Below are 13248 nucleotides of genomic sequence, written 5' to 3'. Positions count from 1 at the left end.
TCTAGAACATGCCGAGCTTGAAGTGATGACCGACGATCTCGCGAAACTTCTTCACCACCTGGAGTGCGTCGCGCAGGAGGTGGCGTTCCATGCTGGACAGGTGCGACGGTCGCACCAGCGTCCCCGATGCGCCGGCGGAGGCGGCCAGTTGGCCGTCGAGCCGAAGCATCAGCAGGAACCGGAAGGCCTGCTTCAGGTCGCGTCCAAAGTCCGCCTGCAGCACCCCGAGGTCGCAGAGCCGGGAGATGCGCTTGTCGGTGGAGGTCTCGCGCAGCCCCTGTCCGAGCGCCAGGCTGCGAATGCCGTGCACGATCGGAAAGATGCCACCTTTCTTGAGGTCGAGCGCGTCTCCCGTGCCCTCGGACGTGATCAAATTGTTGAAGAGGCCGATCGGCGTCTCGAACGCGTCGACCGCGCGCGCAAAGTGGGCCATGAACGCCTGCTCGCCCCGGGTCATATCGATCAGCGCCGTCTTGGCGTCGTCCAGGAGTTGTTCATCGCCCGCGATCGCCTGCGCATCGTAGATGATGGCCACATTCATGTGCCCGGCCTGGTCGGGAAGCACGATCCAGCGGCGCAGATCTGCGAGATAGTCGGAGAGCGGCCTGGACCAGGCCGGATTGCGCACCATGATGTCGCCAGGACACGGTGGAAAGCCGAAGCTCTGAAGAGCGTCGAAGAAGTCGTGACGGAACGCGTCCAGGATTTCACCCTGCACGGGGCCAGCCAGGATGAGGCCGTTGTCCTGATCGGTCCGTACGGTCTGCTCCCCCCGCCCCTCGCTTCCCATCACGATCAGACAGCTGCCGGTGCGCAGCTTCGCCGGCGCGACCATGTCAAACACCCGCGACAGCAGGCGGCGGTTGAGATCGGAGACGATCTCCGCAATGACCTCCACCTTGACCCCTTGCCGCCGCAGCACGCGCGTTTGCGTCTCGATCTCGCGCGCCGCGGTGGCAAGGTCCTGCCGGCTTGAGGCACGATCGATGCGGCCCGCCGTGACCTGGGCGCTTCCCGCCAGAAATCCCAGCAGGTCGATCTCCTCCAGAATCCCGACGAACTCCTCATCCTCGCGCACGGCAAGCCGCCGCTTGTTGTGCTTGGTCATCAGCAAGAGAGCCGAGGATACGAAATCGTCGCGTCGCAGGGACACGATGTCGTAATTCGCGAGCGTGCCCACCGCCGTCTGGATGGACTGGCGCCCCAGCACCACCGCCTTGGACAGATTCATGCCGGTGATGATGCCGACCCGCTCGCCGTCCCGGACGAACAGCGCATTGCTGTTGATCTCGCGCATCAGGTGTCCGGCGGTCTCGATCGTGTCGCCGGCCGCCAGAAACACCGGCGGATGCAGGAACAAGTCGCCGACCTTGGCGTGCATCAACGAGCCGTAACGTCGCGCCTCCTCGTCGTTGGCGAGTTCGTCCAGCTTCCGGGATATCTCGCGGTAGAAGAACGCGGCAAAGCGTGGATTGGCCCTGATCAGATCGAGAGCGACCTTCCGCGGGATGACATAACAGAGCGTCTCGTCGCGGGCGAAAAACTGGTGGCCGTTATGATCGTGAACGAGCGCGCGACTGTCGAACGTGTCCTTGGGGCCGAGCAATGCGAGCAGGTCGACCTCGCTCCTCTCCTCGACGATGCCCTTGATCACGACATAGAGTGCCTCCGCCGAAGCGTCGCGCCTGATGATCGCTTCTCCCGGGCTGAAGTAGGCGATGTCGAGCGCGGACCGCAACGTCTCGGCCTCGTTCGGCGTCAGACGATCGAACGGCGGGTTGCCGATATCGAATGCCTTGGGCATTTCGACCTTTCGAAGATGCGGACGACCTGAGGACCCGGCGATTGACCATCCAGTCGCACCGGCAGGGGCAACTGACCCGGCCGGTGTCGAAGCAATGTCCTTGAACCCTCGTTCAGTGAGCCGTCGCTGAAGCCGCTCCGATACCGGTCTGGGACCGGACATATTGCGCATCGAAGCCATCGCGATCGACCGCGGCGCGCTTGCTGCGATCCAGCATCGAAACCAGCCAGATCCCCGCGAAGGCGATGGCCATCGAGAACAGTGCCGGATTGTCCAGCCTGATCGGAGCCGAGCCCTTGGTGAAGCCAAGCGTCACCTCCCAGACCGCCGGCGAGAGCACCACGCCGACGACCGCGCTGACCAGACCGAGGAAGCCGCCGATCACCGCTCCCCGCGTCGTCAGTCCCTTCCAGAAGATCGACATCACCAGCACAGGGAAATTGCAGGAGGCCGCGATGGCGAAGGCAAGGCCGACCATGAAGGCGACGTTCTGGTTCTCGAACACGATGCCGAGGAAGATCGCAAGCACGCCGAGCACCAGTGTCGCGATCTTCGACACGCGGATCTCGTCCTGCTCATTCGCGTTCCCGCCCTTGATCACCATGCCGTAGAGATCGTGGCTGATGGACGATGCCCCCGCCAGGGCCAGCCCCGATACGACGGCAAGGATGGTGGCGAAGGCAACTGCCGAGATGAAGCCAAGGAACAGGTTGCCGCCCACGGCGTTCGCGAGGTGGATCGCCGCCATGTTGGAGCCGCCCTTGATCGCCGCGATTCCGCTCTTGGTCTTCTCGAGGATGCTGCCGTCCAGGAACATCGCGTCGGTCGAAACCAGCGTGATCGCGCCAAAGCCGATGATGAAGGTCAGGATATAGAAGTAGCCGATGAAACCGGTGGCGTAGAACACCGACTTGCGGGCAGCCTGGGCGTCCTTCACGGTGAAGAAGCGCATCAGGATGTGAGGCAGGCCCGCCGTTCCGAACATCAGCGCCAGGCCGAGCGAGATAGCCGAGAGCGGGTTGGAGATGAGGGTGCCCGGCTCCATGATCGCGAGCTTCTTGGGATGCACCTCGGTTGCCTTGGTGAACAGGGCTTCCGGACTGAACCCGAACTTGTAGAGGACGGCCCCGGCCATGAACGTCGCCCCCGAGAGCAACAGCACCGCCTTGATGATCTGCACCCACGTCGTCGCTTTCATTCCACCGAACGTCACGTAGATCATCATCAGGCCGCCGACCAGGACGACCGCGATCCAATAGTCGAGACCGAACAACAGCTGGATCAGCTTGCCGGCCCCGACCATCTGCGCGATGAGGTAGAATGCAACGGTCACCAGCGAGCCGCACGCCGCCAGGATCCGGATCTCGGTCTGCCCGAGCCGAAACGACGTGACGTCGGCAAAGGTGAACTTTCCGAGATTGCGCAACTGCTCGGCGATCAGAAAGGTGACGATCGGCCATCCCACCAGCCAGCCGACCGAGTAGATCAGGCCGTCGTAGCCCGAGGTGTAGACGAGACCCGATATGCCGAGGAACGAGGCCGCCGACATGTAGTCGCCCGCGATCGCAAGTCCGTTCTGGAATCCCGTGATGCCGCCGCCGGCCGAGTAGAAATCTGCCGCCGAGGCGGTCCGTTTGGCGGCCCAATAAGTGATGGCGAGCGTCAGGCCGACGAATCCGACGAACATGCCGATGGCCGACCAGTTGGTCGCCTGCTTCGAGCCGCCCTCGATGGCGCCGGCCGCGAGCGCGATGGTGGGCATGCTTGCGAACCAAATGACCGATAGAAAGGCGAATCTCTTCACGAGCGGTTCTCCTCGACGATCTTGCGGATGAGTACGTCGTAGCTGGAATTGGCCTGACGGACGTAGATTCCCGTCAGCACGAAGGCGAGCACGATGACGGACAGTCCGATCGGAATACCGATCGTCGTCACGCCGCTGCCCAGCGGTATTCCCAGAAACTTCGGAGCGTAGGCCACCAGCAGGATGAAGCCGAAATAGATGACAAGCATGACCGCCGACAGCAGCCAGCCCAGCGACGAGCGCCGGCGTACGAGCTCCTGGTAATTCGGATCGCGTTCAATCTTTGCGAGGTTGCTCACGTCAATGACCCCTGGATGATCCTCTGAAATGTCTTGCCATGACGGCAGCCCCTTCTCTCGGGGTAGCCGTCCCAGCCTGCACTGGCGGCCGCACGAGCTCCATGATCCAGATCAAGCTCGGTCGATCCCGTGCGATGTGTCTGCAAGGGCGAGTCAAGTCGGACATATCCGCGCCTGGGTTAGGTTGGACGCAATTTGCGTCAGGCATCATCGCGGAAGCCGAGATCGCCCGCGGCACCGACATCATCGCCAAAATCGACACCGCGCTCGCCCTCCCCGACATTTTCACGCGGGATCCTAAACAGGGCGCGCAATTGTCAAAGGCGCGCGCTAACGCCGCCGACGCGCTGGCGCGCGCGGAATAGCAATAGTTAGAGGCGAGCGCGCAGTTCGACGAGGCCGCGGGCTGACAACAGAGGCCGCTGACTCAGACGCTCCTTTATCGCACCGGCCCGCGCATCGAGGCCGGCTGGCCCGGCAATTTCAGCTTTGGGCCGACTTCGGTCAGCTTGCCACCGGCGAGCGCAAATACCTGCAAATCCTGGTCGATGTAATTGCCGACATAGAGGTAATCGCTGTTCGGGCTGTAAACGACGCCTTCCGGCAAGCCACCAAGGGTTGCTCGGGCGGTGACCGTCAGCTTGCCACCTTCCCCGATCGACATCAGAGCCAGTTCACCAGTCTTGGTCTTGAACCAGTCGCTGTCCATTGCAGCGGTGCCGAGCAGCAGCGGCGCAGCCGCGGTCTTGCCATCGGGTGCGATGGCAAAGCCTTCCGGTCCGATGCCGGGGCTCATGACGTCGACCACGTGGGGATGCGGACCTGTCGCTTCGATGATCACTTCGGCATCGACATTGTTCTTCCCTGCACCGGTGTTCGAGGCGATGACGTATTTACCATCCGCCGTGACGTCGATGTTGTAGGGGTTGAACCCCGATGGAATGTCCAGCGACTTGTCGTAAGTGACCTTCTCGCCATCGATGGACAGCACGCCGATCTTGTTGGCGAGGTTCATGCAAACAAAGGCGCGATTTCCATCGGGTGCGATGACAATTGCCGCGGCCTGCTGCTCTACCGGCACCTCGGCGATGGCCTTGACCGTCGAACCCTGGATCGAGACAACAGAGACACTCTTGCCGTCTCTGTTAGCAATCAGGGCGAGGTCGCCTTTCCTGGAGATCGACAGGCCCGACGGCTGCCGCCCGACGGTGACCGTATCGATCAACTTTGGTGGCTCCGCAGTAAGGTCGATTACATACAGCTTGTTGTCCGGGACCGTTTTCCAAGCGTTCCCCTCCTGAACGTGAATCACGGAATTCGCCACCAGGCCCAGCTTGCCGTCCGGCGTGATCTGCAGGTTCGTCGGCGGGCCCAGAAGGGAGTTCGCCAGCGGCAGGCTGGCGCGAATCCTGGGCTTGGCCGGGTCTGAAATGTCCATCACCAGCACAGCGTCGTTCGCCGGGGCGCCGTTGGTCTGGCCCTCTGGGCCATAGGTGATCTTGCTGTCGAGGCCGATCAGGACATCATTGGTCCCAGCGATCGCCGAACCGCTGACGAAGCAAGCCACGCACGTGGCGCAAACAACGCTGCGTAAGTCCATGATGCATTTTCTCCCTACCGGTTGATTTTCTGACGATCCCGCTCTTCTACCTTACTTCGCGGCCTCCACCGCATGCAACCATGCAGCATCTGTGTTGGATCGCGACAATTGTTGGCTTTCGATGGACGTAAGCGGCCCGAGCGGCATCGTGTGCAGCGGACGCGGAGAGCGCGGAGTTTAGGCGCCGACTACAGATGCGACTGCCGGCGAGCGCGAACGGAGAGATTGCACAGGCTTTGCCCGTTCTGTCATGCGATGGTCCCGAACTGCTCCACCGGGACAATCCAATAGACGAGATTGGAGCCGGCTAACGCAGTCCGGAGTCGATCGACCAGACACTTGGCATCGACGCCTCGCAGGATGATCCGGACGTCAACCTGATCGGCGTGTCCCTTCACCCGATCGGCGGCCGTCAGCAGCTGAACGCCTGCGCCATGCCCCGCCGCATCGGAGACCGTGAACCCAGCCACGAGATCAGACTGCTCGCTGAGGAAGTCGAGCAATTCGTCGCCCAGCTTCCGGGCGAGGATGAGCGACAGGCACACGATCTCGCTGGTCATTTTTCCACCTTGGCGCCGCCGAAGCGGCGATAGAGGATGGGCAACAGGATCAGGGTAAGCAGCGTGGAGGACAGCAATCCGCCGATCACCACGATCGCAAGCGGACGCTGGATTTCCGATCCCGGACCCGAGGCAAACAAGAGCGGGATCAGGCCCAGAGCCGTGATGCTGGCCGTCATCAGCACCGGGCGCAGTCGCCGTCTGGCGCCCTCGACGACGATTTGCTCATCGCCAAGCCCATGGCCCCTCAACTGATTGAAATATGAGACCAGGACGACGCCGTTCAGAACCGCGATCCCCAGCAGGGCAATAAAACCGACGGAGGCCGGAACCGAGAGATATTCGCCGGTCGAAACGAGGGCAAACACGCCTCCGATCAGTGCGAACGGGATGTTCACCAGAACCAGCAGCGCCTGCCGAACGGAAGCGAAGGTGGTGAAGAGCAGCACGAAGATGAGGCCGATGGCGACGGGCACGACAATCGAAAGGCGCGCGGCCGCGCGTTGCTGATTTTCAAATTGTCCACCCCAAGTGAGGCGATAGCCCTTCGGCAGAGGAAGTTCGGCCGCGACCTTCTGCTGCGCGGCCTGCACGAAGCCGACCATATCACGACCGCGCACATTGGCCCGAACGACGCTCATCCGGTTGCCGTCCTCGCGGTCGATCTTCACCGGGCCATCGACACGTTGAATGCGCGCGACCTGAGAGAGGGCAACATGCCGCCCGGACGCGAGTGTGAGTGGCAGGCTCGCGAGCAATGTAGGCGCCTCCCGTGTCGTCTCGCTTCCCCTGACCAGGATGGGCGTACGACGGCCGTCCTCGAGTGCGGTGCCGATCGTGCGTCCCTCGATCTGTGCGCGGAGCGCGTTGGATATGGTATCCACAGTCAAGCCGAGACGGCCGGCCTCCATCCGGTTCACGGCGACCGTGTAATATTGTGCGCCTTCGTTGAGCGTGGTGTAGACGTCTTCCGCGCCCTCGATGCCCGAGAGGATGTCAGACAGTTTGGCGGCGATTTCATTGAGCTGGCCGATGTCGCTTCCGAAAACCTTCACCGCGACGTCGCCGCGCACCCCGCTGATCATCTCCTGCACCCGCATATCGATCGGCTGGGTGAAGCTGAGCGAGATACCCGGAAAATTGGCGAGCGCGCTGCGCAGCTGCTGCAAAAGCTCGGTCCTGTCCCGGGCAGCTCTTTCTTCGAGGGGTTTCAGCACGAGAAACGTGTCGGTCTGGTTCGGCCCCATGGGATCGAGCCCGAGCTCATCAGATCCGGTTCGCGCAATGATTCCCGCGACATCGGGAGCCTTCATGAGCGCCGACTGCAGCCGTGCGTTGATCGCCAGGGATTCGTCGAGATTGACCGAGGGGAGTGTCTCGACGCTGACGATGACATCCCCCTCGTCCATGGTCGGCATGAAGGTCTTGCCGAGCTGCGTGTAGGCATAGGCTGCCGCGACCAGCGCGAGGACCGCCGCACCCATGACCTTGCGTTCGTTCCGCAACGACCAGCTGAGCGCGGGTGCATAAACACGTTGTGCGAGGCGGATCAGCAGCGGTTCGTCGTGTGCGCCTGACTTGAGCAGAAAGGATGTCGCAACCGGGATCACGGTGAGCGCGAGCAGCAATGAACCGGCGAGCGCGAAGATGATTGCGAGCGCAACGGGGATGAAGAGCTTGCCTTCCAACCCCTGCAGCGTGAGCAGCGGGACGAACACGATCATGATGATCAGGACGCCGGAAGCTACGGGTTGCAACACCTCGCAGACCGATCGAAAGATGACGTGGATGAGTGGCAGGCCCCTGCCCGGCTCGTGCTTTCCAAGGTTTCCGACGATGTTCTCGACCACGACCACAAGGGCGTCGATCAGCATGCCGATGGCAATCGCAAGCCCGCCGAGGCTCATCAGATTGGCGGACATTCCGACCGCGCGCATGACCAAGAGCGCAATGACGATTGCGAGCGGCAGGCTGAGCGCGATCACCAACGATGCGCGCCAATTGCCCAGGAACAGCAACAGCAGGACGACCACCAGGGCGGTCGCCTCGCCCAACGCACGCACCACCGTGCCGACGGCGCGACCGACCAGGCGGCTGCGGTCGTAAAACACATTGATGGAAACGCTCTGGGGCAGCGACGGCTTCAGCTCTTCAAGCCTTGCCCGAACGTCGCGCACAAGTTGGCCGGCATTGGCTCCGCGCAAGCCGAGCACCAGTCCTTCGACCGTTTCGCCCCGTCCGTCCTCCGTCACGGCTCCATATCGGGTGAGAGCGCCGACCTTGACGCGCGCAACGTCGTTCACCCGTATGGGAACCCCGTCGCGGGTGTCGACGACAATGGCCTTGATATCCTCGATCGTGCGTATGCTGCCTTCGATCCGCACCAGGGCGCTGTCCTCGCCCTGGTTGACGCGTCCAGCACCGTCGTTGCGACTGTTGGCTTCGATGGCGCGACGAAACAGCTCCGAGGAAATGCCGCGCGCAGCGAGCGCATCGTTGAGCGGAACGATCTCGAATGCCCGCACATGGCCGCCGAGGGCGTTCACATCAGCCACTCCGGGAACGGTGCGAAGTGCCGGACGTAACACCCAGTCAAGCAGGGTTCGCCGTTCCGCCAACGAGAGCTCCGGGCTGTCGATGGTAAACATGAACATCTCGCCCAACGGACTGGTAATCGGCGCAAGCCCGCCGCTCACCCCCTCGGGCAGATCGCGAGCGATGTTCGACAGCCGCTCGGAGACCTGGTTTCGCGCCCAGTAGATGTCCGTGCCGTCCTCAAAATCGATCGTGACATCGGCCAGAGCGTATTTCGTCGTCGAGCGAAGGATTTTCTTGTTCGGTAAGCCCAGGAGTTCGAGTTCGATCGGCACGGTGATGCGCTGCTCGACCTCTTCAGGGGTCAGGCCCGCGGCCTTCATGATGATTTTCACCTGAACCGGAGCAACGTCGGGAAAGGCATCGATTGGCAGGCTCGGAAGCAGAGTTGCGCCTGCGCCGATCAAAAGCGCTACGGCCAAGAGGACGAACAGCCGCTGCGAGAGTGCAAAGGCGACCAGGCGCTGCATCGTTATTGACCGGCCCCGAGCCGCGAGAGAATGCCGCGCAGCGCGGAAATCCCCGCGATTGCAACCTCGTCCCGGTCGCTGATCGCGCCCGAAATCACGACGTGATCCTGATCCTCGGCCAGCAGCGTGACCGATACCAATTGGAAACCGCCTTCGACGGCCTTGAATATCCAGCTTTGCTCGCCCCGGCGGACGAGAGCGCCATAGGGGATTTCCCACGCGCTCTCCCCTTCGGAGAGGAAGTTGATGCGGACGGAGGCGGTCTGCCCCGGGTGTAATTCGCCGCTGTTCGGCACCTCGGCACGAACCAGGATGGTTTGTGTCGCCGCATCGGTCGTCTCGGAAATGAGAATGACGCGGCCAGGCGCTGCGTGACCTTCGACCTCGACCTTCGCGCCCGTGCGGATCGCGCGGATATTGGACGCTGGAATAGCGATTTCGGCCCACAGCGGTGAAAGGCGAGCGAGCTTGACCAGCGGCACGGACTGCTCCATCCGCTGGCCGGGCGAAACCGCAATCTCGACCACTGATCCCGTCTGCGGCGCATTGACGGTCAGCGTCGCACTAATTGCGGCATCGGTCGTCAACCGAGAGATTGCGTCATCGGAGAGCCCCGCCAATCGAAGCATTTGCCGGCGCTCCGCGACCGCAATGGTGGCCTGGCGGGCTTCGGTCTGGCTCGTTTCAAGGACGCGTTGCGGCACAGCCTTGCCTTCGAAGAGATCGGCGTTTCTCTTGAGCTGCTGGCTAGCAAGAACCTCCTGCGCGACCGCGTGAAGGTAGTCGCGTTGGAGCGATACGAAAGCCTGGCTTTCCAACGTGAGGAGCGGCTGGCCGGCGCTCACGCGATCGCCGCGGGCCACGGCCAGATTGGTGACCATTCCGGCCACGGGTGTACTCACGACCCACAATTGAGGTGTCGGGACGACAATCTGCGCTGGATACGGCAGTGTCTGGTCTGTTCTGCTTGAAACAGGATGCGCTACACGAATGCCGAGGCTTTCGATCTGCGCGGGCGTCAGTTTGACTCCCTCGTCGGCCGCAGCAACGCCGGACCAACCGACGAGCGAGAGTGCAATGAGAACACGAAACGCCCAGTATAGGTGTCTCGCCTGATGAAGAGATCGCATCCGTGCCAGCTTCGAAGATGGTTCCTCGATCTGTTTATGCCGGACGAAAATCGAAGGTGTTGACCCACGTCAACCGGGCGCGCGCCGGCGCGCTCGGACGCAAGGGTCCGTTCGAGCGAACTTTCCTGCATTCAGGTGTTTCTGAGATTGAATGCTCGCAACACGCAATGCTTTGAGCGGGCGCGGCGTTGCTCGGTTACGTCGCCGCCTTCTTCTTCGCCTTCGGCTTCACCGGCTTGGCGACGACCGGCGGCTCCGGCGTGCCTTCGATCGCGGAGAGGCGCCCCGAGGTGAAGGTGTAGATGCCCGCACGCGGACCCGTCGTCCAGGTGACCACCGCGACGCGACGGCCGGCGGCATCGCTGGAGAGATTGACGGTCGACGGCGCGCCGATGCCGCGCACCACGTCGCATTCGGTGTGACCGAGCGCGACCGTCCCGCCCGTGGGCGCCGGCGGCGTGGTCGATGCATTGGCGTCGGCGGGACCGGATGGCGCCATGCCGGGACAGGCACCGTCGGCGCTGACGAGATCCTCAGCTCCAACAGGCTTGTCGGGGGTCAGCGGCGGCGACTCGATCGAGATGTTCTTGATGAACAGACGGCTCGGCTTGTTGAACCACTCAGCGTCCTTGGCGGACGTCAGCATATCGGATGCGCCCGCGCAGCCCGCCATCAGCGGCGCGACGGCGACCAACACGACGATGAGCGACTTTGGAAGCTTTTGATGTCGCACGATAACCTGAATTCCCCGCATGAAGGAGCAGCCCTAAGCGATTGTCCCAACATCACTTTGCGGCACGAAGGTGGCCGAAACCAATCTGCCCTTGAAAGTCCAAATTATCATTAATTGCAAGTGGCAGCTAATTCCGACGCTGCCACCGGCCCCGTTCGTCAGCCTGCCAATAGGTGACCTCAAATCCGCGCGCCTTGCAATCCGTCCAGGTGCTGCGGGCCATCGCAAGCGCGTCCGGATCATCACCGTTGAATAGCAGCACCATGCGCTCATAGCCTCCCGCATCCTCGGGCAGCGCGGCGCTGTCGACCAGGAAGCGGACATTGGCGCCGTTCGGATTGTCGGCCTCGATCGCCAGCACGATCGGCTGCTCGGCAACATCGTTCACCCGCCATGTCGCATGCGGCAGGAAGGAATCGTCGCGATAGGTCCATAGATGCGCATCGAGCGCATCGGCGCGCTCGGGCGAGGTCGACTGCACCACGACGCGCCAGCCGCGCTCGAGCGATTTCTCGAGAAGCGGCGGCAAGACGTTCTCAACCGTCATGTTTTGCAGATGGTAGAACAGAACTTCCGTCATTTGCGCTCGTAATGATCGGCCACCAGGCGATCGAGCAGGCGGACGCCATAGCCGCTTCCCCAGCTCTGGTTGATGTCGGTCTTGGGCGCGCCCATCGCGGTTCCGGCGATGTCGAGATGCGCCCAGGGCACACCGTCGACGAAACGTTGCAGGAACTGCGCCGCGGTGATCGAGCCGCCGTGACGGCCGCCGGTGTTCTTCATGTCGGCGAACTGGGAGTCGATCAGCTTGTCGTATTCGGGGCCGAGCGGCAGGCGCCAGACCTTCTCGCCGCTCTCGATGCCGGCCGCGAGCAGGCGCTCGGCGAGCTCGTCATTGTTGGAGAACATGCCGGCATGATCGGTGCCGAGCGCAACCACGATCGCGCCGGTCAGCGTCGCCAGGTCCACCATGAATTTCGGCTTGGTCTTCTTGGCGACGTACCAGAGCACGTCGGCCAGCACGAGGCGGCCTTCGGCGTCGGTGTTGATGATCTCGATGGTCTGGCCCGACATCGAGGTGACGATGTCGCCGGGCCGCTGCGCGTTGCCGTCGGGCATGTTCTCGACGAGGCCGATGGCGCCGACCACATTGACCCTGGCTTTGCGCGCGGCGAGCGCATGCATCAGGCCGACGACGCAGGCCGCCCCGCCCATGTCGCCCTTCATGTCCTCCATGCTGCCGGCCGGCTTGATCGAGATGCCGCCGGTGTCGAAGCAGACGCCCTTGCCGACGAAGGCGACCGGCGCCTCGCCCTTCTTGCCGCCGTCCCAGCGCATGATCACGGTGCGGCTCGGCCGGGCCGAACCCTGGCCAACGCCGAGCAGCGCGCCCATGCCGAGCTTCTGCATCGCCTTGACGTCGAGCACCTCGATCCTGACGCCGAGCTTCCTGAGCTGGCCGGCGCGGCGCGCGAACTCTTCGGGATACAGCACGTTCGGCGGCTCGTTGACGAGATCGCGCGCGATGATGACGCCGTCGACGACCGCGCCGGCCGAGGCAAAGGCCTTCTTCGCCGCGGTCGCATCGCCGACCGCCAGCGAGACGTCGGCGCGCAAGGCGCCCTCCTCGCCGTCCTTCTTCTTGGTCTTGTAGCGGTCGAACTTGTAGGCGCGTAAGCGCAGGCCCGAGGCGATCGCAACCGCCTGCTCGGTGGTCATGGCGCCATCAGACAGTTCCGCCATGATTGTCATGGACGCGGAACCCGCCTTGAGCTTGCTGGCCGCCATGCCGCCGAATTTGAGGAAGTCGTTGCCCTTCAGGGCGGAGGCCTTCCCGGTCCCGATCACGATCAGCCGTTCGGCCTTGAGGCCTTCGGGGGCGAGGATGTCCAGGGCGGCGCCGCTTTTGCCCTTGAACGAGCCGGCCGCCGCCGCCCGCTTCACAACTTCGCTGGCGCCGCCGAGCGCCTTGGCGCTTGCCGGCCCGACCTTCAGGGCGTCGTCACAGAACACGACCAGAATGCCACGGGCGGCGGAAGCGAGCGGGACGAAGCCGACCTTGATGGCATCGGACATAGGTAACTCCTCGAAAACATGGGGCTTTTGCCGATCGATCGATACGGCCGAGAGCCGGACCTGAACGGCGATTCACTCTGCGTTCGACACTATGGGCGAGATCAGCGGTCGATGCCAAGCACCGCCCGTGGCGTGGAGGTCACATCGAGGGAAATATTAACCATATATTGACGGTGC

11 protein-coding genes are annotated in these 13248 nt (G+C 63.0%); 1 reads left to right on the top strand and 10 read right to left on the bottom strand.

All coding sequences use genetic code 11. From position 1 onward, the window contains the following. Nucleotide 1 precedes the first annotated feature (1 nt). The 3 genes from XH98_RS10825 to XH98_RS10815 form a co-directional block, all read right to left on the bottom strand. The gene (locus XH98_RS10825; protein ID WP_271618580.1) at nt 2-1804 is read right to left on the bottom strand and encodes a putative nucleotidyltransferase substrate binding domain-containing protein; all 1803 of its coding nucleotides are present in this window, start codon (nt 1802-1804) and stop codon (nt 2-4) included. A 112-nt stretch (nt 1805-1916) separates the two neighbouring features. Further along, complete coding sequence (locus tag XH98_RS10820; RefSeq protein WP_442868571.1) at nt 1917-3566, bottom strand: cation acetate symporter; 1650 nt, start codon at nt 3564-3566, stop codon at nt 1917-1919. Nucleotides 3567-3604: 38 nt separating this feature from the next. Further along, a complete protein-coding gene (locus XH98_RS10815) occupies nt 3605-3907 on the bottom strand; it encodes a DUF485 domain-containing protein (RefSeq protein ID WP_220003512.1) in 303 nt (100 codons plus the stop codon). A gap of 101 nt (nt 3908-4008) precedes the next feature. Here XH98_RS10815 and XH98_RS10810 point away from each other — a divergent pair, with 101 nt between their 5' ends. Further along, nucleotides 4009-4272, top strand: a complete 264-nt coding sequence (locus XH98_RS10810; protein WP_271618795.1) for a hypothetical protein — start codon at nt 4009-4011, stop codon at nt 4270-4272. 74 nt (nt 4273-4346) lie between these two features. Here the strand turns inward: XH98_RS10810 and XH98_RS10805 are convergent, their stop codons facing one another. The 7 genes from XH98_RS10805 to XH98_RS10775 form a co-directional block, all read right to left on the bottom strand. Beyond that, nucleotides 4347-5345, bottom strand: a complete 999-nt coding sequence (locus tag XH98_RS10805; protein ID WP_271618782.1) for a YncE family protein — start codon at nt 5343-5345, stop codon at nt 4347-4349. A gap of 410 nt (nt 5346-5755) precedes the next feature. Continuing rightward, entirely contained in the window at nt 5756-6067 is a 312-nt protein-coding gene (locus tag XH98_RS10800) for a DUF3240 family protein (protein ID WP_271618579.1), read from the bottom strand. Then, nucleotides 6064-9132, bottom strand: a complete 3069-nt coding sequence (locus XH98_RS10795; RefSeq protein ID WP_442868566.1) for an efflux RND transporter permease subunit — start codon at nt 9130-9132, stop codon at nt 6064-6066. The genes XH98_RS10800 and XH98_RS10795 overlap by 4 nt, the downstream gene beginning before the upstream one ends. 2 nt (nt 9133-9134) lie before the next feature. Continuing rightward, the gene (locus XH98_RS10790) at nt 9135-10262 is read right to left on the bottom strand and encodes an efflux RND transporter periplasmic adaptor subunit (RefSeq protein WP_271618578.1); all 1128 of its coding nucleotides are present in this window, start codon (nt 10260-10262) and stop codon (nt 9135-9137) included. Between the two features lie 196 nt (nt 10263-10458). Next, nucleotides 10459-10956: a hypothetical protein gene (locus XH98_RS10785; protein ID WP_162268465.1), complete on the bottom strand. Its 498-nt coding sequence runs from the start codon at nt 10954-10956 to the stop codon at nt 10459-10461. A 166-nt stretch (nt 10957-11122) separates the two neighbouring features. Next, complete coding sequence (locus XH98_RS10780; protein WP_057757924.1) at nt 11123-11575, bottom strand: DNA polymerase III subunit chi; 453 nt, start codon at nt 11573-11575, stop codon at nt 11123-11125. Continuing rightward, nucleotides 11572-13071, bottom strand: a complete 1500-nt coding sequence (locus tag XH98_RS10775; protein WP_271618577.1) for a leucyl aminopeptidase — start codon at nt 13069-13071, stop codon at nt 11572-11574. The genes XH98_RS10780 and XH98_RS10775 overlap by 4 nt, the downstream gene beginning before the upstream one ends. Nucleotides 13072-13248: the final 177 nt, after the last annotated feature.

The sequence above is a fragment of the Bradyrhizobium sp. CCBAU 51745 genome, from assembly GCF_028128715.1.
In the GTDB taxonomy this organism is placed as follows: domain Bacteria; phylum Pseudomonadota; class Alphaproteobacteria; order Rhizobiales; family Xanthobacteraceae; genus Bradyrhizobium; species Bradyrhizobium manausense.
Note: the sequence above shows the minus strand (reverse complement) of the source record. Positions and strands in the feature narration are given on the sequence as shown.